At 69.5% G+C, this 24,082-nt stretch carries 24 protein-coding genes and 1 tRNA gene; 20 read left to right on the top strand and 5 right to left on the bottom strand.

The window, feature by feature from the left end:
* The first annotated feature begins 87 nt into the window (after window positions 1–87).
* The gene (locus tag EJK15_RS17290) at window positions 88–1,113 is read left to right on the top strand and encodes a glycoside hydrolase family 26 protein (protein WP_240777030.1); all 1,026 of its coding nucleotides are present in this window, start codon (window positions 88–90) and stop codon (window positions 1,111–1,113) included.
* Between the two features lie 7 nt (window positions 1,114–1,120).
* On the opposite strand, the gene EJK15_RS17285 is transcribed toward EJK15_RS17290, so the two are convergent.
* The 3 genes from EJK15_RS17285 to EJK15_RS17275 all read right to left on the bottom strand — a co-directional run bounded on the left by EJK15_RS17285 (window position 1,121) and on the right by EJK15_RS17275 (window position 4,133).
* The gene (locus EJK15_RS17285) at window positions 1,121–2,044 is read right to left on the bottom strand and encodes a sulfite exporter TauE/SafE family protein (protein WP_240777029.1); all 924 of its coding nucleotides are present in this window, start codon (window positions 2,042–2,044) and stop codon (window positions 1,121–1,123) included.
* A gap of 84 nt (window positions 2,045–2,128) precedes the next feature.
* Window positions 2,129–3,343, bottom strand: a complete 1,215-nt coding sequence (gene cysC, locus EJK15_RS17280; protein WP_138711454.1) for an adenylyl-sulfate kinase — start codon at window positions 3,341–3,343, stop codon at window positions 2,129–2,131.
* Between the two features lie 70 nt (window positions 3,344–3,413).
* Window positions 3,414–4,133 carry a class I SAM-dependent methyltransferase gene (locus EJK15_RS17275; RefSeq protein ID WP_138711453.1) on the bottom strand — a complete coding sequence of 240 codons (720 nt, stop codon included), beginning with the start codon at window positions 4,131–4,133 and terminating at the stop codon, window positions 3,414–3,416.
* A gap of 62 nt (window positions 4,134–4,195) precedes the next feature.
* Between EJK15_RS17275 and EJK15_RS17270 the strand changes: the two genes are divergently transcribed.
* The 19 genes from EJK15_RS17270 to EJK15_RS17180 all read left to right on the top strand — a co-directional run bounded on the left by EJK15_RS17270 (window position 4,196) and on the right by EJK15_RS17180 (window position 21,142).
* On the top strand, window positions 4,196–4,558 hold the full coding sequence (locus tag EJK15_RS17270; protein ID WP_138711452.1) for a cupin domain-containing protein: 363 nt from the start codon (window positions 4,196–4,198) through the stop codon (window positions 4,556–4,558).
* Window positions 4,559–4,651: 93 nt separating this feature from the next.
* Window positions 4,652–8,140 carry a transcription-repair coupling factor gene (gene mfd / locus EJK15_RS17265; RefSeq protein ID WP_138711451.1) on the top strand — a complete coding sequence of 1,163 codons (3,489 nt, stop codon included), beginning with the start codon at window positions 4,652–4,654 and terminating at the stop codon, window positions 8,138–8,140.
* A 29-nt stretch (window positions 8,141–8,169) separates the two neighbouring features.
* Window positions 8,170–8,772: a SurA N-terminal domain-containing protein gene (locus EJK15_RS17260; protein WP_138711450.1), complete on the top strand. Its 603-nt coding sequence runs from the start codon at window positions 8,170–8,172 to the stop codon at window positions 8,770–8,772.
* A gap of 3 nt (window positions 8,773–8,775) precedes the next feature.
* Window positions 8,776–9,702 carry a nucleoside triphosphate pyrophosphohydrolase gene (locus tag EJK15_RS17255; protein ID WP_138711449.1) on the top strand — a complete coding sequence of 309 codons (927 nt, stop codon included), beginning with the start codon at window positions 8,776–8,778 and terminating at the stop codon, window positions 9,700–9,702.
* 122 nt (window positions 9,703–9,824) lie between these two features.
* A complete protein-coding gene (gene eno, locus EJK15_RS17250) occupies window positions 9,825–11,102 on the top strand; it encodes a phosphopyruvate hydratase (RefSeq protein ID WP_138711448.1) in 1,278 nt (425 codons plus the stop codon).
* Between the two features lie 174 nt (window positions 11,103–11,276).
* On the top strand, window positions 11,277–11,693 hold the full coding sequence (locus tag EJK15_RS17245; RefSeq protein ID WP_138711447.1) for an FtsB family cell division protein: 417 nt from the start codon (window positions 11,277–11,279) through the stop codon (window positions 11,691–11,693).
* Window positions 11,683–12,171 carry a DUF501 domain-containing protein gene (locus tag EJK15_RS17240; RefSeq protein WP_171074356.1) on the top strand — a complete coding sequence of 163 codons (489 nt, stop codon included), beginning with the start codon at window positions 11,683–11,685 and terminating at the stop codon, window positions 12,169–12,171. The genes EJK15_RS17245 and EJK15_RS17240 overlap by 11 nt, the downstream gene beginning before the upstream one ends.
* Window positions 12,162–13,109 carry a Ppx/GppA phosphatase family protein gene (locus EJK15_RS17235; protein WP_138711445.1) on the top strand — a complete coding sequence of 316 codons (948 nt, stop codon included), beginning with the start codon at window positions 12,162–12,164 and terminating at the stop codon, window positions 13,107–13,109. The genes EJK15_RS17240 and EJK15_RS17235 overlap by 10 nt, the downstream gene beginning before the upstream one ends.
* Before the next feature lie 174 nt (window positions 13,110–13,283).
* A complete protein-coding gene (locus tag EJK15_RS17230) occupies window positions 13,284–14,438 on the top strand; it encodes a hypothetical protein (protein ID WP_138711444.1) in 1,155 nt (384 codons plus the stop codon).
* 95 nt (window positions 14,439–14,533) lie between these two features.
* The gene (locus tag EJK15_RS17225; RefSeq protein WP_138711443.1) at window positions 14,534–14,860 is read left to right on the top strand and encodes a PadR family transcriptional regulator; all 327 of its coding nucleotides are present in this window, start codon (window positions 14,534–14,536) and stop codon (window positions 14,858–14,860) included.
* Complete coding sequence (locus EJK15_RS17220; RefSeq protein WP_138711442.1) at window positions 14,857–15,732, top strand: hypothetical protein; 876 nt, start codon at window positions 14,857–14,859, stop codon at window positions 15,730–15,732. Before EJK15_RS17225 ends, EJK15_RS17220 begins: the two co-directional genes overlap by 4 nt.
* 19 nt (window positions 15,733–15,751) lie before the next feature.
* Window positions 15,752–16,546, top strand: coding sequence for a uracil-DNA glycosylase (locus EJK15_RS17215; RefSeq protein ID WP_138711441.1), 795 nt, complete (start codon window positions 15,752–15,754; stop codon window positions 16,544–16,546).
* Window positions 16,547–16,641: 95 nt separating this feature from the next.
* A complete protein-coding gene (locus EJK15_RS17210; protein ID WP_138711440.1) occupies window positions 16,642–17,958 on the top strand; it encodes an NAD(P)/FAD-dependent oxidoreductase in 1,317 nt (438 codons plus the stop codon).
* A gap of 144 nt (window positions 17,959–18,102) precedes the next feature.
* Complete coding sequence (locus EJK15_RS17205; RefSeq protein WP_138711439.1) at window positions 18,103–18,615, top strand: glycine cleavage system transcriptional repressor; 513 nt, start codon at window positions 18,103–18,105, stop codon at window positions 18,613–18,615.
* Between the two features lie 59 nt (window positions 18,616–18,674).
* Window positions 18,675–19,193, top strand: a complete 519-nt coding sequence (locus tag EJK15_RS77585; RefSeq protein ID WP_138711438.1) for a peptide deformylase — start codon at window positions 18,675–18,677, stop codon at window positions 19,191–19,193.
* A 49-nt stretch (window positions 19,194–19,242) separates the two neighbouring features.
* Window positions 19,243–19,315: transfer RNA gene (locus EJK15_RS17195), tRNA-Leu, on the top strand.
* A gap of 172 nt (window positions 19,316–19,487) precedes the next feature.
* Complete coding sequence (locus tag EJK15_RS17190) at window positions 19,488–20,279, top strand: Bax inhibitor-1/YccA family protein (RefSeq protein ID WP_138711437.1); 792 nt, start codon at window positions 19,488–19,490, stop codon at window positions 20,277–20,279.
* 167 nt (window positions 20,280–20,446) lie between these two features.
* Complete coding sequence (locus tag EJK15_RS17185) at window positions 20,447–20,680, top strand: DUF4287 domain-containing protein (RefSeq protein WP_138711436.1); 234 nt, start codon at window positions 20,447–20,449, stop codon at window positions 20,678–20,680.
* 54 nt (window positions 20,681–20,734) lie between these two features.
* Window positions 20,735–21,142 (top strand): PPOX class F420-dependent oxidoreductase, encoded by a 408-nt coding sequence (locus EJK15_RS17180; RefSeq protein WP_138711435.1) that lies wholly within the window; start codon window positions 20,735–20,737, stop codon window positions 21,140–21,142.
* Window positions 21,143–21,386: 244 nt separating this feature from the next.
* Here EJK15_RS17180 and EJK15_RS17175 read toward each other — a convergent pair whose 3' ends face one another.
* Window positions 21,387–22,604 (bottom strand): acetyl-CoA C-acetyltransferase, encoded by a 1,218-nt coding sequence (locus EJK15_RS17175; protein WP_138711434.1) that lies wholly within the window; start codon window positions 22,602–22,604, stop codon window positions 21,387–21,389.
* 73 nt (window positions 22,605–22,677) lie between these two features.
* The gene (locus EJK15_RS17170) at window positions 22,678–23,976 is read right to left on the bottom strand and encodes an outer membrane protein assembly factor BamB family protein (RefSeq protein WP_171074355.1); all 1,299 of its coding nucleotides are present in this window, start codon (window positions 23,974–23,976) and stop codon (window positions 22,678–22,680) included.
* Window positions 23,977–24,082 lie beyond the last annotated feature (106 nt).

The following is a 24,082-nucleotide window of genomic DNA, read 5'->3' as shown; positions in this document are numbered from 1 at the left end:
TTCAGGAGTGACAGGGCGGGGGTCCTTCGACAAGGGGGTTGAACGGCTTTGCGGCTACGGGGAATTTCTTGGAAAACGACGGGAATCGTGGCGGTCGCGGCGCTGGCCGCCTGCTCCGGCGCGGAGGGTTCCAACGCGCGGACGCCGGTCGGCACCGCCGTCAAGGAGCCCGCCGCGCCTGCCTGCACGGCCACCGCCAGGCTCATCCCGTCATGCGGCGCCTGGTGGGGCCTGGCGCCCGAGGTCTTCACCGGCACCCCGGTGGAGCAGGCGCTGCGCGGCGCGGAGGCGCGCATGGACGCCAACGCCGACGTGCTCCACGTCTACCACCGGGGCAGCGAGCTGTTCCCCACCGACGCCGAGGTCAGGCTGGCCCGCGACCCGGCGCGGCCCCGGCTGCTCATGATCAACTGGAAGCCGTCGTTCGACCACACATGGGCCGAGATCGCCGACGGCGCGCTCGACGCCAGGATCGACCGGCTGGCCGGCTACCTCAGGCGCACCTTTCCCGAGCGGTTCTTCCTCACTCTCCACCACGAGCCGGAGAACGACGTCGACGCCTCGTCCGGGTCGGGCATGCGCGCCACCGACTACGCCGAGATGTTCCGGCACGTCGTACTCAGGCTGCGCGAGCAGGGCGTGAAGAACGCGGTCACGGTCATGACGTACATGGGGGCGCCCAACTGGGCTGCCGAGTCCTGGTTCGAGGACCTCTACCCCGGCGACGACGTGGTGGACTGGGTGGCCATGGATCCCTACGCCGACGACCGGGTCCAGGACTTCGACGGGCTGGTGAACAAGACCCGCAAGGAATATCCGCAGTGGCCGGGGTTCTACCGGTGGATGCAGCTGCGCTTCCCCGGCAAGCCCGTCATGGTGGCCGAGTGGGGGGTGTTCGAGCGGTCGCGCGATCCGTCGTTCAAGCGGACGTTCTTCGAGTCCGTGCGCCGCCAGATCAGGCGCTACCCGCAGATCAAGGCGCTGCTGTACTTCGACTCGCCGCAGGCGCCGCGCGGCGACACCAGCTTCGACTCCAACGAGGAGGCCGATCGGGCGTTCACCCGGCTCGCGCGAGATCCTTACTTTCGCTCGACCCGCGTGCCGCGACCCTGACGCGTGCTTATTGCCTCACTCCGTTCGGCGGCTCGGTCGCCCATATGCCGTCGCCTTCCCCCGCTCTGGTCGCTTCGCTCCCGCCGCTCCTCCAGGCGCCGGCGCGCCCTCGCCACCCTGCGATCGTGATCACGGTGGCCGCCGCGAGCGCCCAGACGGTGAGCGTGTTGCTCACGTCGAGCAGCTTGAGCGCGGAGGCCAGCAGGACGATCGCCAGCATGGCTCTGATCAGGCCGCCCGGGGCGCGCGAGGAGATCCTGGCGCCGAGGTAGACGCCCGGGATCGAGCCGATGAGCAGCGACACCGTGAGGTCGAGCTGGAAGTCGCCGAACAGCAGGTGTCCGAGCGCGGCCGAGGTGACCAGCGGCACGGCCTGCACCAGGTCGGTGCCGACGAGCTGGTTGGCCTTGAGCGCCGGGTAGAGAACGAGCAGGGCCACGATGATCAGGGATCCCGAGCCGACGGAGGAGACACCGACGACCAACCCGCCTATCATACCGACCAGTAGGGTAGGGATTGGGCGCACGACGATCTCGCGGGCGCCCGACGATCCTCCCTTCGATCCGAGCCAGGCCTTGAGCGCCATGCCCGCGACGGCCAGCAGGAGCGCCACGCCCAGGGCGTACTTGACCGCGTCGGTCACCGCGAACGCGCGGGCCAGGAACACCCCGCAGAACGCGGCCGGCACCGACCCGGCGCACAGCCAGCCCACCAGGCGCAGGTTGACCGTGCCGTGGCGCAGGTGCACGGCGCTGCCGACCGGCTTCATCACGGCCGAGGCGACCAGGTCGCTGGAGACGGCCGCCAGCGGCGGCACGTTGAAGAACAGCATCATCATCGGCGTCATGAGGGCACCGCCGCCCATGCCGGTCATCCCGACCACGATGGCGACGAGAAAGGACCCGCCGATCAGGGGCAAGTCTGCGCTCAATGGTCGCTCACCAACTCCTCCTTCGCTTCGTGGAGAGCCTCGTTCCCCGGCCCTCCACTCCGCTCAGTGCGTCGGGTTCGCTCCTCAACGGACCCAGCCTCCAGACCGCAGCGTCCCCAGGACCTGGGAGACGGCCGCCTCGATCGAGATGTGCGTGGTGTCGATCATCAGGTCGGCGTCGTCCGGCTCCTCGTAAGGGTCGGAGATGCCGGTGAACTCGGGGATGAGGCCGGCGCGGGCCTTGGCGTACAGGCCCTTGCGGTCGCGCCGCTCGCACTCCTCCAGCGGCGTCGCGACGTGCACGAGCAGGAAGTCGGCGCCGACCGACTCGACCATCTCGCGCACCTCCGCGCGGGTGGCCGCGTAGGGGGCGATGGGCGCGCAGATGGCCAGCCCGCCGTGGCGCGCGGCCTCGGCGGCCACGAAGCCGATGCGGCGGATGTTCAGGTCGCGGTCGGCCTTGGAGAACGTCAGTCCCTTGGACAGCAGGTGGCGGACCACGTCGCCGTCGAGGTAGGTCACCGTGCGGCTGCCGAGCTCCAGCAGCGCGTCACGCAGGCCGCGGGCGATCGTGGACTTGCCGGAGCCCGACAGGCCGGTGAAGAACACCACGAGCCCGCGCCGGTGCGGCGGCCCGGGGATGCTCACCGGCTCGGGCCCGGCCAGGTGCTCGGTGGCGCCGTAGGCGGTGGCGACGTGCTCGCGCAGCTCCAGGTCGATCTCGGGCTCCTCGCGCGGCGCGAGGGGCACGGAGACCACGAGGGTGCCCTCGGGCAACCGCTCCTTGGCGCGCAGCGCGGCGCGGACGATCCCGGGGCCGGGCTCGCCGTACGACAGGGGCAGCAGCATGATCACCGCGTCGAGTTCCTTCGCGGTGGCGACGATCTCGGAGAGATCGTCGAGGGGGCCTCGCATGGTGACGGCGAGCGCGGCCCGCCCGCCGAGCTCCTCCTTCACCTGCGCGGGGGTACGCCGCAGGCGCGCGAACGGCCCGTGCTCCGGCGTGCCGAGCCCCTTGACGGGCCCCGAGGTCAGCCCGCCGGCCTCCTGCGCGGTCACCGTGAGCGCGGCGAGCGGCAGGCCCTCCGGGTCGAGCAGGGCGACCTCGTCGCCGGGGGAGACCTCGACGGGCAGGTGGAGCGTGACGGGCGCGGGCCATGGGGTGCCGTCGGCGAGCGTGCCGCGCTCCTGCACCGCGTGGAGATCGTCGTGGCCGAGGAACCCCGTCAGCGGCTCGAACGCCCCGGAGAGCAGCAGCTCCAGATCGGCCAGCTCGTGCGGCTCGGGGGTCCACTCCACGTTTCCTACATCCCAACTATTCCGATTGAATTGGTAGGAAAGGAGTCTAGCGGCTGATGCCGGTGTGTCGCTAGATGAGCCTGGCGAAGTGATGCTGCGGTTTCCTGATCACCATCGTGATCTCATCATGGGAGGCGGGATAGCGGCCGCTGGTCAGCCTGTCGACGGCCGCGATCATGGAGCGGGCGATCCCGCTCGCCCGCGCGGGGCCGCTGGTGTTCCGCTCGTCGTCGGTGATCATGAGGCCGCGGCTGAGGCAGAACGCGTGCATGCCGTCGCTGGACGCCAGCGGCTCGTAGACCTTCGGCAGAGGCCCCGGCGTGCCCGGGGTGACGAGCGGGCGCCACAACAGGCGGCGCGGCCACGCCGGCGTGATCCGGTCGAGCAGGCCGTAGGCCGACCTGCGATCGCGCATCCGGAGCAGCACCAGCCCGCCAGGGCGCAGGGACCGCAGGAGACGGTCGAAGATCAGCTCGGCGTGCCGGACGCGCTCCAGCAGGAACGACAGCTGGATCACGTCGTAGGCCCTGGGCTGCAGCGGCACGCTGCGCAGGTCGCCCAGCGACCACGTGACCAGGTCGGCCCGCTCCTCCAGCACGACCCTGATCGCGGAGTGGTCCTCGTCGACGCCGGTGGCCCTGGTCTCGATCCAGTCCAGCGCCAGTGGCTCGTCGTGCGCACAGCCGGCGACCAGCACGTCGAGCCGTCTGCCGTATTGGCCCGTCCAGTGCTCGCGGACCCGCTGACCGAAGAGATCGCCTCTTTGGGCGACCGATCGTACCTCAGACATGTCACCCACAGTAATCAATCGATCGGGGTTAGTAATGCATTTCCCTGCTAGCGTCCTGGCCTGTGAGCGATCAGATCTACGTGGGGAACGCCGGTGTGGACGCGGCCGGCGACCGGGGCTGGCTCCTCGGTCACTTCAAACCCCCCGGCGATCCACGGCACAGCGACGAGGTCGAGATCAAGTGGGGCGTGCACCCGCCGGGGGACGAGCGGGCGCAGTGGGTCGAAGGCGAGGAGCGCACCGCCCTGCTCGTGCTGATCAGCGGCCGGTTCCGGGTCGAGCTGCCGGGCCGCAGCGTGCTGCTGTCCGAGCCGGGCGACTACGTGGTGTGGGGCAAGGGCGTCGACCATTCGTGGCGGGCGGAGGAGGCCTCCACCGTGCTCACCGTCCGCTGGCCCTCGGTGCCTGGTTACCGCGTCGGATGAGCTTGGGCGGCGAGTAGGCTGGGAACGGAACCCCCGAGACCTGACACGGCCGGGGGTAATCGTGTTGCCGTCGTGGGGCTGTGGACGTATCTGATGAGTCTTTCCGGACTACTTGACCTTGTTCGCGCCGACCCGAAGCTGGCCGCCGCTCTCGAAGAGGGCGGCGACGTCGCGCTGATCGCGCCGTCCGCGATGCGGCCGTTCGGCGTGGCCGCGCTGGCCGGGCACGACCAGCGGACCGTGCTCGCGGTCACCGCGACAGGACGCGAGGCCGAGGACCTCGCCGCAGCCTTGACCAGCCTGATCGAGCCCAGCTCAGTGGCGGTGTTCCCGGCCTGGGAGACGCTGCCGCACGAGCGGCTCTCGCCGCGCAGCGACACCGTGGGGCAGCGGCTGGCCGTGCTCAGGAGGCTGGCGCACCCGGTCAAGGGCGACACCTCGGCCGGGCCGCTCGGCGTGATCGTCGCCCCGATCAGGGCGCTGCTGCAGCCGATCGTGAAGGGCCTGGGCGACCTGGAGCCGATCAGGCTGCGCGCCGGCGACGACGCCGACCTCGAGGAGGTGGTCGGCAACCTCGTCGCCAACGGCTACCACCGGGTCGACATGGTGGAGCGGCGCGGCGAGGTGGCCGTGCGCGGCGGGCTGCTCGACGTGTTCCCGCCGACCGAGGAGCACCCGCTGCGGCTGGAGTTCTGGGGCGACACCGTCGAGGAGATCCGCTGGTTCAAGGTGGCCGACCAGCGCTCGCTGGAGGCGGCCGGGGACGGGCTGTTCGCGCCGCCGTGCCGTGAGCTGCTGCTGACCGACGAGGTCAGGGCCAAGGCGCGGGAGCTGGCCGAGGAGCATCCGGCGCTGGCCGAGGTGCTCGACCAGCTCGCCGAGGGCATGGCCGTGGAGGGCATGGAGGCGTTCGCGCCCGTGCTGGCCGGGGAGATGGACCTGCTGCTCGATCACCTGCCGATCAGGTCGGCCGTGTTCGTGTGCGATCCCGAGCGGATCAGGGGGCGGGCCCACGAGCTCGTACGCACCTCGCAGGAGTTCCTCGAGGCCTCCTGGATCAACGCGGCGGCCGGCGGCGAGGCGCCGATCGACCTGGGCGCGGCCGCGTTCCGCACGCTGGAGGAGATCCGCGACCACGCCGACGCGCTGGGGCAGCCGTGGTGGACGATGGCGCCGTTCGGCACCGGAGTGGAGCTGGACGCGCAGGACTCCGAGGCGTACCGGGGCGACACGGCCAAGGCGCTGGCCGACATCAAGGGCTGGCTGGCCGACGACAAGGCGGTCGTGCTGCTCAGCGAGGGGCACGGTCCGGCCGAGCGGATGGTGGAGCTGCTCAAGGGCGTGGACGTGCCCGCCCGGCTCGAGCAGTTCGTGGACAAGGTGCCCGAGCCCAAGGTCGTCCACGTCACGACCGGCCTGATCGAGCACGGCTTCATCACCCCCGGCCTGGCCGTGCTCACCCACCTGGACCTCGTCGGGCAGAAGGCGTCCACCAAGGACATGCGGCGCCTGCCGTCGCGCCGCCGCAACATGGTCGACCCGCTCCAGCTCAAGGTCGGCGACCACGTGGTGCACGAGCAGCACGGCGTGGGCCGCTACATCGAGATGGTCCAGCGCACGGTCCAGGGCGCCACCCGCGAATACCTCGTCATCGAATACGCCAAGGGCGACCGCCTCTACGTGCCCACCGACCAGCTCGACGAGGTCACCCGCTACGTCGGCGGCGAGTCGCCCACGCTCAACCGCATGGGCGGCGCCGACTGGGCCAAGGCCAAGTCCCGGGCGAAGAAGGCGGTCAAGGAGATCGCCGGCGAGCTGATCAGGCTCTACTCCGCCCGCATGGCCTCGCCGGGGCACCCGTTCGGCGCGGACACGCCGTGGCAGCGGGAGATGGAGGACGCCTTCCCGTACGCGGAGACCGGCGACCAGCTCGCCGCCATCGACGAGGTCAAGCGCGACATGGAGCGCGGCGTCCCGATGGACCGGCTGATCTGCGGCGACGTCGGCTACGGCAAGACGGAGATCGCGGTGCGGGCGGCGTTCAAGGCGGTCCAGGACGGCAAGCAGGTCGCGGTGCTGGTGCCGACGACGCTGCTGGTGCAGCAGCACATGTCGACGTTCGCCGAGCGCTTCTCCAGCTTCCCCGTCACGGTCAAGCCGGTCTCCAGGTTCCAGACCGACGGTGAGGTCAAGGGCACGCTGGAGGAGCTCAGGGCGGGCGCGGTCGACATCGTGATCGGCACGCACCGGCTGCTCAGCCCCGAGGTCAGGTTCAAGGACCTGGGGCTGATCATCATCGACGAGGAGCAGCGGTTCGGCGTCGAGCACAAGGAGGCCATGAAGCATCTGCGCACGCAGGTGGACGTGCTAGCCATGTCCGCCACGCCGATCCCGCGCACGCTGGAGATGGGCCTGACCGGCATCCGCGAGATGTCCACGATCCTCACCCCGCCGGAGGAGCGGCACCCGATCCTCACGTTCGTGGGCCCCTACGACGAGAAGCAGATCGCCGCCGCCATCCGGCGCGAGCTGATGCGCGACGGCCAGACCTTCTTCGTGCACAACCGGGTCGCCTCGATCAACCGGGTCGCCGCGCGGCTGCGCGAGATGGTCCCCGAGGCGCGCGTGGCGGTGGCGCACGGGCAGATGAACGAGCACCAGCTCGAGAAGATCATGGTGGGATTCTGGGAGCGGGAGTACGACCTGCTCGTCTCCACCACGATCGTCGAGTCCGGCCTCGACGTGCCCAACGCCAACACGCTGATCGTGGACCGGGCCGACAACTACGGCCTGTCGCAGCTCCACCAGATCAGAGGCCGGGTCGGGCGAGGCAGGGAGCGCGGCTACGCGTACTTCCTCTACCCGCCTGAGAAGCCGCTGACGGAGACCGCGCACGAGCGGCTCGCCACGATCTCGCAGCACACCGAGATGGGCGCGGGCATGTACGTCGCCATGAAGGACCTCGAGATCCGCGGCGCGGGCAACGTGCTCGGCGCCGAGCAGTCCGGCTTCATCGCCGGCGTCGGGTTCGACCTGTACGTCCGGCTGATGGCCGAGGCCGTGCAGGAGCAGAAGGCCAAGCTCGACGGCCGCCAGGTGCGCGAGGAGCTGCACGACGTCAAGGTCGAGCTGCCGATCAACGCCCACATCCCGCACGACTACGTGACCTCCGAGCGGCTGCGGCTGGAGGCGTACAAGCGGATGGCGGCCATCGCCGAGGAGAGCGACATCGACGAGGTGCGCGCCGAGCTCACCGACCGCTACGGCAAGCCGCCGGTGGAGGTGGAGAACCTCCTGGCGGTCGCCAAGTTCCGGATCAGGGTCCGCCGGGCCGGGCTCACGGACGTCACGCTGCAGGGGCAGAACATCAAATTCGGCCCGGCCAGGCTCAAGGAGTCGCAGCAGGTGCGCCTCGACCGGCTCTACAAGAAGGCGATATACAAGCAGGCCGCGGAGATGCTGCTGGTGCCCGTGCCCAAGACGAAGCCGCTGGGCGGGCAGCCACTACGCGATCTCGACCTGCTCAAATGGTGCGGTGACCTGGTCGAGGCGATGTTCCTCGAGCCCGCACGGGTAAGCTAGCGGCGGTTTTCGGTCGGAAAGGGACGCACGTGAAGTCAATACGAGTGGCTGTGGCCGCCGCCGCGGTAGGCATCGCGCTGACCGCCTGCTCTTCCCCCATGCAGGCCGGCGCCGCGGCCGTGGTGGGGAACGAGCGCATCACGACGAGCAAGGTGAATGCGGACTCGGAGGCGTACAAGGCGGCATTGAAGAAGGCGCAGCTGACGGAGGAGGCCCTGGGCGGCGTGCCGGTCACCCACGTCGTGCTGCAGCGCCTGGTGAACGTGGCCGTCTCCAATCAGCTCATGGCACGCCACAACGTGCAGGCGAGCGAGACCGAGATCGACGCCATGCTCAAGGATCCCGGCCAGTTCCAGTCGGCCGAGATCAACCTTCTGGCCAACGGTGTGGCGCCGGCCGACGCGCGCGACTACGGGCGTGCCATGGTCGGCCTGTCGAAGCTGCAGCAGAAGTTCGGCGGCGAGAGCGGGCAGCAGAAGCTGGTCCAGGAGTTCGGCTCGATCAAGCCGATCCTCAACCCGCGCTACGGCGCCCTCAACCCGCAGCGCTCGCAGGAGAACCCGGCGATCTTCCTGGACACCGGCAGATTCGGCAAGCCCGCCGGCCCGCCGGCGCAGCAGCAGCAGGGCTAGGCCGTGCCGCTCGTCGTCGTCACCACGTCGCCCCGGGTCGCCCCGGGGCTGCTGAGCCACCAGGCCTGGCAGGCGCTGCGCTCCGGTCCCGTGCTGACCGGGTCCGCGGCGCACCCGCAGCTGCCCTACCTGGCCGAGGCCGGGGTCGAGGTCCAGGTCGTCGAGCCGGACCCGCGGGGGCTGGCCGCGCGGGCGGTCGCCGAGACCGTCGTGTGGCTCGCGGAGGATGACGAGGACTTCATGCGCGCTGTGGGGCACGCCGCGGTCGCGCTCGAGGACCCGCCGCTGATCGAGGTCGTGCCGGGCTCGTACGACCTGCCGGGCGCGCGGGTGCTCGACCTGGTCGCGGTGATGGACCGGCTGCGTACGGAATGCCCGTGGGATCGCAAGCAGACGCACGAGACGCTGGTGCCGTACCTGCTCGAAGAGGCCTACGAGGTGCTGGAGACCATCGAGCAGGGCGACTACCCCGCGCTCCGCGAGGAGCTGGGCGACCTGCTGCTGCAGGTGGTCTTCCACGCCCGGGTGGCCGAGGGCTTCGACATGGACGACGTGGCCGCCGGGATCGTGGAGAAGCTGATACGCCGCCACCCCCACGTGTTCGGCTCGGTGCGGGCTGAGAGCGCCGACGAGGTCAACGACAACTGGGAGGCCATCAAGGCGGCCGAGCGGGCGTCGAAGGGCAGCGAGTCGGTGCTCGAGGGCGTCCCCATGGGGCAGCCGGCGCTGTCGCTGGCCGCGCAGCTGGTGCGCCGGGCCGAGCGGGCCGGGGCGCCCGAGTCGCTGTCGGCCGGGGTCGGCCAGGGGGTGGCGCGGGAGCTGTTCGACCTGGTCCGCCGCGCCGCCGACGCCGGTCTCGACGCCGAGGCGGAGCTGCGGGCCGCCGCGCGCGCGTACAGCGCACGAGTACGCGCCTGGGAGAAGCACTAGTCCGGGGCGGGTTACCACCCCGGGCGAAGATGCGCGACCAGCGGCGACCGCGTACGTGCTTGGGAGAGCAGGACCGATAGGCTCTGAAGGCATATTTGCCTTTCGATTTAGGAGCGCATCCCGTGGCTACCATCGAGGTCGTTTACGCTCGCGAGATCCTCGACTCCCGGGGCAACCCCACGGTTGAGGTCGAGGTGGTGCTCGACGACGGCAGCACCGGCCGCGCGGCCGTCCCGAGCGGGGCGTCCACCGGCCAGTTCGAGGCGGTCGAGCTGCGTGACGGCGGCACGCGTTACGGCGGCAAGGGCGTCGAGAAGGCCGTCCTCGCCGTGACCGATGAGATCTTCGACGAGATCAACGGGATCGAGGCCGAGGACCAGCGCATCATCGACCAGATCATGATCGACCTGGACCGCACCCCCAACAAGTCCAAGCTCGGCGCCAACGCCATCCTCGGCGTCTCGCTGGCCGTCGCCAAGGCCGCCGCCGACAGCGCCGACCTGCCGCTCTTCCGCTACCTCGGCGGCCCCAACGCCCACGTGCTGCCGGTCCCGATGATGAACATCCTCAACGGCGGCGCCCACGCCGACACCAACGTCGACATCCAGGAGTTCATGATCGCGCCGATCGGGGCGGAGACGTTCCGCGAGGCCGTGCGCATGGGCACCGAGGTCTACCACGCCCTCAAGAGCGTGCTCAAGGAGAAGGGCTACGCCACCGGCCTGGGAGACGAGGGCGGCTTCGCGCCCAACCTGCCGTCCAACCGCGACGCGCTCGACCTGATCCTGGTGGCGATCGAGCGGGCCGGCTACACGCCCGGCCAGGACGTCGCGCTCGCGCTCGACGTGGCCGCCTCCGAGTTCCACAAGGACGGCGTCTACACGATCGACGGCAAGGGCCTGTCGGCGCAGGAGCTCATCGCCTTCTACGAGGACCTGGTCGCGAACTACCCGCTGGTCTCCATCGAGGACCCGCTGAACGAGGAGGACTGGGCGGGCTGGAAGGCCATCACCCAGGCGCTCGGCGACAGGGTGCAGATCGTCGGCGACGACCTGTTCGTCACCAACCCCGAGCGGCTCGAGCGCGGCATCAAGGAGGGCTCGGCCAACGCCCTGCTGGTCAAGGTCAACCAGATCGGCACGCTGTCGGAGACGCTCGACGCCGTGGACCTGGCCCACCGCAGCGGCTACCGCTGCATGATGAGCCACCGCTCCGGCGAGACCGAGGACACGACGATCGCCGACCTGGCGGTGGCGGTCAACTGCGGTCAGATCAAGACCGGCGCTCCGGCCCGCTCGGACCGGGTGGCGAAGTACAACCAGTTGCTGCGCATCGAGGAACTCCTCGACGACGCCGCCCGCTACGCGGGTCGCGCGGCTTTCCCGCGTTTCCAGCGCTAGTTTCGAGTACGGCTCGCGGCTCCCCCGCGAGGGAGTGCCGCCGCCTGACCGAGGAGCGACGGGAGCGTAAGCGACCAGAGCGACGAGGGAAGGCGGCGGCATATGGCGACCGAGCCGCCTCACGGAGTGAGGCTATGAGCACAGTGAGCCGTATCTCGAGGGGGTGTGCAGCAATTGGCGAAGAGGCCGCAGCTGACCGGGCGGGCCGCCATCCTGGCCGTCGTGGTGTGCGCGATCGCGATGAGCCTGGCCTACCCTGTGCGCGAGTACATCAGCCTGCGCCGCAGCATCTCTGAGTTGCGGGCGGAGAAGGCCAGGGTCGAGGCGGAGAAGCAGGCGCTGCTGGCCCGCGACCGGCAGAGCAACGATCCCAACTGGATCAAGAAGACGGCCAAGGAGCGGCTGCACTACTGCGGTCCGGGCGAGAAGTGCTTCGTGGTGATGGAGCCCGAACAGGGCAAGGAACAGACGGCCGTGAAACAGCCCGCGGCGGTGCCGCCGTGGTACCAGACGCTCTGGGAGTCCGTGGAGGCCACCGACAAGGGCACCGGGCGCCGGGCGGTCGCTGGGAAGGAAAGCGTTGGAAAGTAAGGACGTGGAGGTCGTGCAGCGGCAGCTCGGGCGGCCGCCCAGAGGGCTGCGCGGGGTGGCGCACCGCTGCCCGTGCGGCAACCCCGACGTGGTGGAGACCGCACCGCGGCTGCCCGACGGCTCGCCCTTCCCGACCCTCTACTACCTGACGTGCCCCAGGGCGGCCTCGGCCATCGGCACGCTGGAGGGGTCGGGCCTGATGCGGGAGATGCAGGCCAGGCTGGCCACGGAGCCCGAGCTGGCCGCCGCCTACCAGGCCGCGCACGACGACTACGTCGCCAGGCGCGACCGGGTGGCGCAGGAGGCGGGCCTGGCGCCGCTCCCGCGCGACATGCAGAGCACGGGCGGCATGCCGAAGCGGGTCAAGTGCCTGCACGCGCTCGTCGCGCACGAGCTGGCGGCCCCCGGTGCCAACCCGATCGGCAGGGAGGCGCTCGACGCCCTCCCCGACTGGTGGAGTGACGGACCATGCGTGTAGCCGCCATCGACTGCGGCACCAACTCTGTACGCCTGCTCATCGCGGACGTCCGCGATGATCTGATCCACGACGTCGAGCGGCGGATGGAGATCGTACGCCTCGGCCAGGGCGTCGACCGGACCGGCAGGCTCGCACCCGACGCGCTGGAGCGCACGTTCAAGGCCATGCGGGCCTACCGCGAGCTGATCGACCGGCACGGCGCCGTCGCGACGCGTGTGGTGGCCACGAGCGCGACCAGAGACGCGGCCAACCGGCAGCGGTTCGTGGACGGCGTCCGCGAGATCTTCGGGGTGGAGCCCGAGGTCGTCACGGGGGCCGACGAGGCCGAGCTGTCCTTCACGGGCGCGACCAAGGGGCTGCTCCGGCTGTCGCCGGAGACCGAGGTGCCGCAGGGGCCGCTGCCGCCTTACCTGGTGGTGGACATCGGGGGCGGGTCCACGGAGTTCGTGGTCGGCTCCGAGCACGCCGAGGCGGCGCTGTCGGTGGACATCGGCTGCGTACGCCTGACCGAGCGGCACCTGCGCGACGCCGGCGACCCGCCGTCCGTGGCGGCGCTGGAGGCCGTCGTGGCCGACATCGAGGCGGCGCTCGACCGGGTCGAGGAGGAGGTGCCCGTCGAGCGGGCGCACACGCTCGTGGGCCTGGCGGGGTCGGTGACGACGGTCGCGGGCATGGCGCTCGGCCTGTCCGCCTACGATCCGGCGCGGATCCATCACTCTCGCATTTCGGCGCAGCAGGTTCACGACGTGACTCGGCGGTTGGTCACGATGACCCATGGTGAGCGCGCCGCCGTTCCGGTGATGCATCCCGGAAGAGTTGACGTGATAGGCGCAGGTGCGCTTATCCTTGACCGGATCGTCCGCCGTTTCGCGTTTTCGCAGGTCGTTGTCAGTGAACACGACATCCTCGACGGTATTGCCTGGTCCCTCACCCGATAGGCCTGTCCAAATCCGGACATTTCCGATCTACAGGCTGTGTTGAGTGTGCAATCATTATTGTGCTTAGGTAAAGGGGCATTACGGGGGCTTTGCCATATCGCTGTGTACGGGAGGTACCGGCGTGGCGACCGTTCCCGAGCGCGTCTTTTCCCTCACGGAATGGAGCACTCTCACATGAAGTTCTCTGGGTTAGCAGCGCGTAAAGCGGCGGCACTCGGCGCGTCTGCGGCGGTGCTGGCCGCCCTGACGGCGGGACTGATGGCCAGCCCCGCCCAGGCGGCGACCGCGGCCACGGCGTCCGAGGCCACTTCGGGACCCAAGGTCTCGGTGTCCACGCCCAAGGCCTCGCCGCGCAAGTATGAAGGATCCTGCCCGGTCAAGGTCAACTTCTCGGCCAAGATCAAGGTTTCCGTCAAGGGCAAGACCGAGTTGGCCTACCGCTGGCTGCACGGGGACGGGTCCAAGAGCAAGGTCAAGGTGGTCAAGCTCACGGGCAAGGGCACCAAGACGGTGACGGCCAAGCAGTCCATCACCTTCAAGGACGAGGTCAAGGGCTGGGAGGCCATCCAGGTCCTCGGCCCGAAGAAGGCCACGTCCAAGAAGGGCTACTTCTCCGTCTCCTGTGAGGCGCCCGAGTCGAAGATCGAGATCGACGAGCCGTCGGCCCCGTCGGTGTCGGCCCACGCCTGGGCCAGCCCCAGCTCGTACGTCGGTGAGTGCACCCCGGGCGACAAGATCGACTTCAACGGTCTGATCAAGGTCGACCGGCCGAGCTGGGTCCGTTACCGCTGGGTCCTCAACGGTGACGTCGTCGACTACGGCAAGGTCAAGGTCTACGACACCCGCAAGGTCGGCTTCGGTTTCTCTCCGCGTGAAAGCCAGCGCGGCTGGGCGCGACTGGAGGTCTTCCGTCCCGACCACGTCTCCTCCAACCGGGCCTACTACAAGGTCTGGTGCAAGGACCCGGCCCCCGCTCCCGCCGTGAAGGTCTCGGCCTCCAGCCTGGTGACCGGCACCAACCACGACGGCTGCAAGGTCAGCGCCCACGCCACCGTCAGCACGACGGGCTCGGCGAAGGTCCAGTGGACCTGGTCGGTGAACGGCGCGTCCGTGCTCAAGGGCGAGGCCTACTTCGCCGGCGCCGGCGCGAAGACCGTCGGGCTCCCCGACAGCCTGCTGACCGGTGACGCCACCAAGGGTGGCAACGTCACGCTGACGGTCTCCGGGCCGCACAACAGTGAGTCGATCACGCAGTCCTACGCTCCTTGCAAGACTGCGGAGCCGACTCCGACCGCGACCCCGTCCCCCACGCCTACCAAGCCGGTGTGAACGACGGTTTGACCGAGTAACAACCGGGTGGCACCTTCGGGCGCCACCCGGTTTCTTGTTGCCACTATTACGCTTTGCACAGTAGTGTGCTTTGCGTGGATAGCAGCCAGCTGCTGAAAGGCGTGCTCGACCTGGCCGTGCTGGCCGTGCTCAACGAGCGCGACGGCTACGGCTACGACGTCGTGCGCAGGCTCAGGGAGGCCGGCCTGGAAGAGGTGGGCGACGCCTCCGTGTACGGCACGCTGCGCCGGCTGTTCAAGGCAGGCGCCCTGACCTCATATGTGGTGGCCTCCGACGAGGGGCCGCACCGCAAGTACTACGGGCTCAACGAGGTCGGCAGGGGCATGTACGCCACCTCGGCCAAGACCTGGGCCTCTTTCGCGGCCACCATGGCATCGCTGCTCAAGGAGGGACGAGAATGACCCCCGAACACTACGCGCAGGCCGTACGCGATGCCGTGGGCGACCACCCCGACCGGGAAGAGCTGCTCGAGGACCTCGACGACCACCTCGCGGAGATCGCGGCGGAGTCGGACGTGCCGATCGAGGACCGGCTGGGCCCGCCCATCGTCTACGCCGAGGAGCTCATGGCCGCCTACGGAGGCCGCTCCGAGAGCCGCCAGAGGCACCGTGTGCGGCCGCAGGAGTGGGTGTCCAAGGCGCACGCCACGATGCTGCGGCAGGGGCCCTACCGGAGCTTCGTGGCCTTTCTGCCCGAGCTTCGGCCGGGCTGGTGGGTGCTGCGCGGCTATCTGCTGGCCATGCTGGTGCTCTCGCTGAGCGATTACGGCAGGATCGTCCCCGAGAACCCCGCCGACTGGGCCGTGGTCGCGGCGAGCGTCTGGGTCTCGGTCTGGTTCGGCAGGCGGCGCGGGGGACGGTCGGCCGCGGTCATCGCGACCGCGCTCAACCTGGCCGCCGCGTTGGCGCTGCTCAGTGGGCTGACGGGGGCCCCGTCTCAGGCGTCCTACGCCCAGCAGCCGGTCGCGATGGCCGAGCCGGCCGCCGACGTGCTGCTGGTGGGGTCGGGATCGTCCGGCATCTACAACATCAAGCCGTACGCCAAGGACGGCACCCCGCTCACCGACGTCTACCTCTACGACCAGGACGGCACCCCGCTCACCACCAACCCGGAGGACCACGGCTACACCGTCGACAGGTCGTGCGGCGAGCCGATACTCAACCGCTACCCGCTGCCGCTGGTCAAGGACGGGTTGCCGGAGGATCCGCAAACCACCCCGGAGCCGAGGCCCACCTGCTCCATGCCGACCCCGACCCCGACCCCGACCAAGTAGTTCGGGCACGATCGGTGTCATGAGCTTCGTACCTCCTGGCACCGGCTGGCCCGGCGATCCCGCGACCGCGGACACCCCGGTCGCGCTCGACCCCGCGGACGTGCGCCGCCTCGCCGCCACCAGCAGCACCCTCGCGGAGCTCACGGCCAGGCAGTCCGTCTGCCGTGCCTGTCCCCGCCTGGTGGAGTGGCGTGAGCAGGTCGCCGAGGTGAAGCGGCGCGCGTTCGCGGACGAGACGTACTGGGGCCGTCCCGTCCCCGGCTGGGGCGCCGAGCAGCCGCGGATCGTGCTGGTGGGCCTCGCGCCGGCCGCGCACGGGGGCAACAGGACCGGGCGGATCTTCACCGGCGACCGCAGCGGCGACTGGCTGTTCGCCTCGCTGTACCGCAGCGGCCTGGCCTCGAAGGAGACCAGCACGCACGCCGGCGACGGTCAGGAGCTCTTCGCCACGCGCGTGGTGGCCTCGGTGCGCTGCGCGCCGCCCGCGAACAAGCCCTCGCCGTCGGAGAAGACCACCTGCTTCCCGTGGATGGCCCGCGAGCTGGCGCTCGTCGCGCCGGGCGTGCGGGTGGTCGTGGCGCTCGGCGGGTACGCCTGGCAGGCCATGTGGCCGGCGCTGAAGGACGCGGGCTACGAGCTGCCGCGCAGCCGGCCGCCGTTCGGGCACGGTGCCGAGGCCGAGGCCCGGTACGCCGGCGCCTCCGTGACGCTCATCGGCTGCTACCACCCCAGCCAGCAGAACACGTTCACCGGTCGCGTCACCGCCCAAATGCTGGACGACGTCTTCACCAGGGCCAGGTCACTGGCTGTGTGACGCGTTGCACCACCCCTGGATTGGATTCGTCGAGAGCGCTTGACGTAAGCTTGTGAATGCTTTCACAAGCATTCCACGAGGGATGGGGCCTCAGGATGAACAAGCACATATTGATTGTCGGCGGCGGATACGTCGGCCTGTACACAGCGCTCCGGCTGCAGCGCAAGCTCCACCGCGAGCTGCGCGCCGGCGAGGTGCGCATCACGATCATCGACCCCCAGTCCTACATGACCTACCAGCCGTTCTTGCCTGAGGCGGCGGCGGGTAACCTCTCGCCCCGTCACCTGGTGGCCCCGCTGCGGCGGATCCTGCCGAAAGCGCAGATACTCAACGGTGCGGTCATCAAGGTCAACCACTCCGAGCGCACCGTCACCTTCCAGCCGGCCGAGGGCGCGCCGCGCCAGGTGGCCTACGACGTGATCGTGATGGCCGCCGGATCGATCTCCCGTACGCTGCCCATCCCCGGCCTGACCGACATCGGCATCGGGTTCAAGACCGTGGGCGAGGCCATCGCGCTGCGCAACCGCGTGCTGCACCTGCTCGACGTGGCCGAGTCGACCGACGACCTTGAGCTGCGGCGCAGGGCGCTCACGTTCGTCGTGGTCGGCGCGGGCTTCGCCGGCGTGGAGGCGCTGGCCGAGCTCGAAGACATGGCCAAGGACTCCGTGCGCTACTACCGCAACATCACGCCCGCGGACATCCGCTGGGTGCTCGTCGAGGCGACCAACCGGGTGCTGCCCGAGGTCGGCCCCGAGATGGGCCTGTGGACGCTGGAGCAGTTGCGCGAGCGCGGCATCGACGTCAAGCTCGACACCCGGCTCGAGTCGTGCGAGGGCGGGCACGTGATGCTCTCCGACGGCTCCGAGTTCGACGCCGAGACCCTCGTGTGGACCGCGGGCGTCAAGCCCAGCCCGGTGGTGAACGACAGCGACCTGCCCCTCGACGAGCGCGGCCGGATCAAGACCACCACCATGCTCACCGTCGCAGGCACGCGGGACGCGTTCTCAGCCGGCGACGCCGCCGGAGTGCCCGACGTGACGAACCCGGGCCAATATTGCGCGCCCAACGCCCAGCACGCGGTCCGGCAGGCGAAGGTGCTGGCCGACAACATCATTCGTCACCTGCGTGGCCAGCAACTGGTCGAATACCGCCACAAGTATGTCGGATCGGTTGCCGGTCTGGGCCTCCATCAGGGCGTCGCCAATGTCTATGGCGTCAAGCTTCGCGGATTTCCTGCGTGGTTCATGCACCGCACCTACCATCTGTCGCGGGTGCCGACGCTGAACCGCAAGGTCCGTGTCGTCGTCGATTGGACCCTGGCCCTGTTCTTCAAGCGAGAGACGATCTCGCTGGGTGAGATGGAGCACCCCCGCGAGGACTTCAGGGCCGCCGTGGCGACGACGCGCCGCTAGCCCGGGTACGGCAGCGCCCCGGTGAGCATCGCCGGGGCGTTTCGGCGCCCCTCGTAGCGAGCGGAACCGGGTAGCGAGTGGAACCGGGTAGCGAGTGGAACCGGGTAGCGAGTGGAACCGGTAGCGAGGGAAGGGGTACCACGGGTGGGGCTCTCAGCGGTGACCGTGCTCGGCGTGGACAGGCCCGGCGTGATCGCCGCAGTCACCGGTTCCCTCGCCGATTGCGGTGCGAACATCCAGGACTCGACCATGACGCTGCTCGGCGGCCACGTGGCGATGATGCTGCTGGTCTCCGGCGAGCTGGACTCCGCCGAGCTGCTGAAAAGGCTGCGCGCCCCCGACCTGGTGGTGACCGCCTCGGCCATCGAGGCCCGGCGCCACTTCTGCGACGACGGGGGTGGGCTCGGCTACGTGCTGACCGTGCACGGCCCCGACCGGCCGGGGATCATCTCCGGCATCAGCGCCGTGCTGGCCGCGGACGGCGGGAACATCACCGGCATGAGCACCCGGCTCACCGGGCGGCTCTACGTGCTCATCGCCGACGTCGAGCTGCCGAAGGAGGTGGACGTGGCGGCGCTCATGCGCAGGCTGGCGGCCGTCGGCGCCAGCCTCGACTCCGAGATAACCTTCCGCCCCGTCGAACCGGACCTGTTGTGAAGGGGCCCTGGAGAACCCCGCCCGAGTCCGCCCCCGGACCAGGGGGATCCGGCCGCGAGATGCCGGCCGGAACCCCGCGCGAAGTGCTCGGCGCCCCGCATCCGATCCTGTCCGCCGCGGCCGAGCCGGTGGACCCGACGGACCCCGAGGTCGTGGCCGCCGCCGCCGACCTCCTGGCGACCCTGCGCCGCGAGCCGTCCACGACCGGTCTGGCGGCTCCCCAGATCGGCCTGAGCTGGCGCCTGATCGCCTTTGACACCGGACTCCACCCTCGCAGCCGCTCGTGGGCTGGAGAGCTCGTGGTGGCCAATCCACGCCTCGCGAGAGCGTCCCACTGGGATGAGGGCCGCGAAGGGTGCGCTTCAATCACGGGGCTCACGGCAGACGTACTTCGTGCCACCCGTATCACCGTACATGGGCATTTGCCCGGCACCGGCGCGCCAGTCACCATCGAAGCTGATGCCTTCGAAGCCCGTTGCATTCAGCACCAACTGGACCATCTGGACGGTCTACTCTTCTTGGACAGAGTGCCTGGAGCCCTATCACTTCACCGCAGACTTCACAGTTGTGACGCCTGATGCGAAGTTGTGCTCCTCGGAAGCATGGTCCGTTTCGTATGATTGCGGCGCCCCCGTAGCCCAATGGCAGAGGCAAACCCCTTAAAAGGGTTGACGTGCGGGTTCGAATCCCGCCGGGGGCACATGCTTCTACCATTGGGAATGTCTTTTCTGGAGCCGGGATGACCTTGGGAACTCTCCGGGGTCGGCGTTCGTTGTGAACGCTGCCGAGAGTCCCACACGAACATCGATCTGAGCGCGAGTTGACCAAGGTGCCGCCCGGCCCCAGTAGGCTCGGCGTCACAGGAGGCAGCGATGGAGAGCAAGAACCCCGTATTCAGCAGGTCGCGTAAGCAGGCGGGGGGCTGGGCAGGCCCCACCCCGTCTTCCGGCCAGCTGCAGAACATGTACGACGCCCCGTCGTACGCACCCCCGGCCCCGCCCGCCTACCGGCCGATGACGATCGACGATGTCGTCGTCCGCGGCTTCATGACCCTTGGCGCACTCGTCGTGGCCGCGGCCGCCGCCTGGTATCTCGAGGTCCCGGTGGGTGTCGCCGTCGTCTCGGCGATCATCGCCCTGGTCCTCGGCCTGGTCGCGTCGTTCAAGATGAGCACCAACCCCGCGCTCATTCTGGCCTACGCCGTGTTCGAAGGCGTGTTCCTGGGCGCGTTCAGCAGCCTCATGGAGGCGCGCACCAGCGGCATCGTGCTGCAGGCCATCCTCGGCACCGTGATGGCCTTCGGCGGGGTGCTGGCGGTCTACTCGCTGCGCATCATCCGCGTCACGCCGAAGCTCGTGAGGTTCGTCGTCGCCGCGGGCATCGCGGCGGTCGGGCTGATGCTCGTCAACCTGCTGGCGTCGATGTTCGTCGACGGCGGTCTCGGCCTGCGCTCCGGCGGCGGGCTCAGCATCGCCTTCAGCGGCCTGATGATCCTGCTCGGCTGCTTCTTCCTGCTGCTCGACTTCGACTCGATCGAGCAGGGCGTCAAGCAGGGCGCTCCGGACAAGTTCGCCTGGCAGTGCGCGTTCGGGCTGACGCTGAGCCTGGTCTGGATCTACCTCGAGGTGCTGCGCCTCATCAGCTATTTCACTAGCAGTGATTGATCGTTAGCACCTGCGTCACCACGAGGGCCTCGCCGTTCCGGCGGGGCCCTCTCTTTGCGCGACCGAAAATCTACGTGCCGTCACGAAATGATGCCTGACTGGGGTCTTGCCATTCTCACGATGGTGTTGCAGTGTCAAGCAAAGGACCTTAATCCGCGGAGGTGCCCATGTCCTTGAACCACTCACCGGAGACGCAGACGAAGCTGATCGCAAGGGTCCCAACGATAACGGGACGCGAACTCCCAGAGTGGTTCCAAGCCATCGACAACGGCCCGGCTTTCCTGAGGTGTGACGAGCGGGCCAACTGGCTTGCCGACGAGCACGGGCTGACCCACGGCTACGCCGCCGCCATCGTGCACGAACACGAGCGGCACCGCCGTAACCGCATGGGCTTCGTCTAAGCCCATCCGCCCGCCGCGCCCGCGCTCCAAGCGCGGGCGCGTCATCATGAGTGGATGGATCTCGACAAGGCTCTCGACTTTCTCCGCGCCAACCACAACGCCGTCCTGCTCACCCGGCATCGCGATGGACGCCCGCAGATGTCGCCGGTGACGGTCGGCATCGAGGACGACCACATCGTCGTCAGCACCAGGGAGACGGCGGCCAAGGTCCGCAACCTCCGCCGCGACCCGCACGTCTCGCTGTGCGCCTTCACGGGCGCCTTCTACGGCGACTGGATCCAGGTGGACGGCACGGCCGAGATCATCTCGCTACCCGAGGCGATGGAGCAGCTGGTCACGTACTACCGCAACATCTCCGGCGAACACCCGGACTGGCCGGACTACCGCGCCGCCATGATCCGCGAACGCCGCGTCCTCCTCCGCATCACCCCGACTAAGGCAGGCCCAGACCACCACGGGTAGGCCAACCACCGCACGTGTTCTTTCACCCTCCCTTTACGCGCTGCCGTGGTCACCCAACCACCGCACGTGGCAGGCCTTTTTCCACCCTGCCTTTACGCGCTGCCGTGGTCACCCAACCACCGCACGTGGCTGAGGTCGTCCAGGGAAACGGCCGCTGACCGGATGCCGGTGGCCCGCCGCTACGCGAGCCCACGTTGCCCGGCTTCCGTGGATCGACCACGGCAGCGCGTAGGAGATGGGGCCCTTACGTCAGGCGTTCGAGGATCATCGCCATCCCCTGGCCGCCGCCCACGCACATCGTTTCGAGGCCGATGCTCTTGTCGTGGTGGTGCAGGCTGTTGATCAGCGTTGAGGTGATGCGCGCCCCCGTCATCCCGAACGGATGCCCCACCGCGATGGCGCCTCCGTTCACGTTGAGCCGGTCCAGGTCGATCCCCAGCTCCCGGTAGGACGGGATCACCTGTGCCGCGAACGCCTCGTTGATCTCGACCAGGTCGATGTCCTCGATGGCCATCCCGGCCCGGGACAGCGCCTGCCTGCTGGCCTCCACCGGACCGAGACCCATGATCTCGGGCGACAGCCCGGACACCCCGGTGGACACGATCCGGGCCAGCGGTGTGATCCCGAGCTCGGCGGCCTTGACGTCGCTCATCACGACCACGGCGGCCGCCCCGTCGTTGAGCGGGCAGCAGTTGCCGGCCGTGACGGTGCCGTCGGGCCGGAAGACCGGCTGCAGGGTGGAGACCTTCTCGTACGTCGTCCCCGCCCGCGGCCCGTCGTCCTTGCTGACCACGGTCCCGTCCGGCATGGTCGCGGGCGTGATGTCCTTGGCCCAGAACCCGTCGGCCATCGCCTTCTCGGCCAGGTTCTGCGACCGCACCCCGAACTCGTCCTGCTCCTCGCGGGTGATGCCCTTGAGCTGGGCGAGGTTCTCGGCGGTCTGCCCCATCGCGATGTAGATGTCGGGGGTGGCGCCGTCCTCGCGCGGGTCGTGCCAGGTCTGCCCGCCCTCGGTGAACTTCTTGGTACGCGACAGCGCGTCCAGGAAGAGCGGGTTGTGCGTGTCGGGCAGCGAGTCGGAGTTGCCCTTGGTGAAGCGCGAGACGGTCTCCACGCCGGCCGACACGAACACGTCGCCCTCGCCCGCCTTGATGGCGTGGAAGGCCATCCTGGTGGTCTGCAGCGACGAGGAGCAGTAGCGCGTGACCGTGGTGCCGGGCACGTCGTCGAGGCCGAGCAGCACGGCCACCACCCGCGCCATGTTGAATCCCTGCTCGCCGCCCGGCAGGCCACAACCCAGCATGAGGTCGTCGATCGTGTGGGGGTCGAGCTGGGGCACCTTGGCCAGCGCCGCCCGGATCATCTGCACGGTCAGGTCGTCGGGCCTGATGTCCTTGAGCGACCCCTTGAAGGCTCGTCCGATCGGGGAACGCGCGGTTGCGACGATGACTGCCTCGGGCATGGCCTCTCCTTTGTCGGCGCTAACAGTAGAACTATATTCCAGTTCCCTGCGCAACCCCCGCCGCCCCCGGCGGTTACCCGTACATGCCCGGTGCGGTCGCGGTCTGGTCGTTGACCGCGTGCAGTGCCCCCTTCTCGTCGCGCCACAGCCGCCACCCGTCCTGGCTGCCGGTGAACCAGGGCGGCGGCGCGGTGGCGGGGGAGGTGCGTTTGCCGGTGGCGAGGTCGTACTCGCAGATGGCCGCCGTCGAGTAGAAGCCGGGCGGCTGCCCGCGCAGCGACAGCGGTTTGGGGTCGGTGACGCAGAAGGACCAGCCGCGCTCGCCCTCCACGGGCACGGACTTGCCGGAGACGATGTCGAAGGCCGTGCCCTTGGAGTTGTGCTTGAGGAAGCCGAGCTTGTCCATCCGGCCGGGGAAGGCCAGCCACCAGCCTGAGCCCGGCACGTCGGCCGCCGTGACCTGCCCGAGCACCCGGCCTGACTCGGAGTCGAGCCGGGCGAAGCCGCCGTAGGCGCCCTGGCGGTCGACGGGGCGTACGACCGGGGCGTAGCCGGGGCTGCCGCTGGGATAGACGCGGACGACCGAGGGCCGGATCCAGTTGATCGTCCCGTCCGCGATCTTGACAGAGAACAGCCCGAAGGTGGAGGCCTTCTTGGTCCGGGGGTTCGTGTACGGGGCGACGTAGCCGACCAGATTTTCGCCCGTCGCGCCGAACGCCCACCCGCCCGACATGTCGACGCCGGGGCCGAGGGCCTGCTCGATCGGCTGCTGCCACTGGAGCTTGCCGGTCTTGAGCTCGTATGACTCGATGACGGGGCCGGCGGCCAGCCTGAGCAGCAGCACCCGGGCCGCGTCGGACCACTCGACCTCGGAGATCCCGGGCAGTTTCCACAGTTGCCTGCCCGTGGCCGGGTCGAGCACCACCATGCGGGCCTTGGCCAGGGCCGTGTGCTCGGACACGCAGACGTACGGCCCGCAGGGTTGGGGCCCGAACGTCGAATGCACCGGCCTGGCCCACTTCCGCGCCCCGGAGTGGGCGTCGCGGGCGACGAGGGTGGCGTTCCATCGGCCGTTCTTGGCCGGGTCGAGCGCGACCACCACCCCTTGGTCCTTGGCCGTCTCGACGTTCGCGGGGGCGGAGACGCCCATGCCGGGCAGGCGGCCCGCCATCGTGGCGGGGTAGGCCCACAGCCGTCTGCCGTCGCGCAGGCCCATCGCGACGGTCTCGAGCGTGCCGTCGGGCTTCATGGAGGTCGTGGCGACGACCCCGCCGGCCACCGCCATGCGGCTGACCGCGTTGACTTGGGTGTTGTGCCAGGTCGGGAAGCTAGAGGTGGCCGCGTCGCTGCCGGAGCACGCGGTGACGGCCATGGTTCCGGCTAGGGCGAGGGACGGTTTCCAGAGGGGCCGGAGCACGGGCAATACACACTCCAATGGGACAAGGAGTGACGGCTCGGGCTCGGAGGGTGACCGAGGT

This window comes from Nonomuraea basaltis (assembly GCF_005893125.1).
In the GTDB taxonomy this organism is placed as follows: domain Bacteria; phylum Actinomycetota; class Actinomycetes; order Streptosporangiales; family Streptosporangiaceae; genus Nonomuraea; species Nonomuraea basaltis.
Note: the sequence above shows the minus strand (reverse complement) of the source record. Positions and strands in the feature narration are given on the sequence as shown.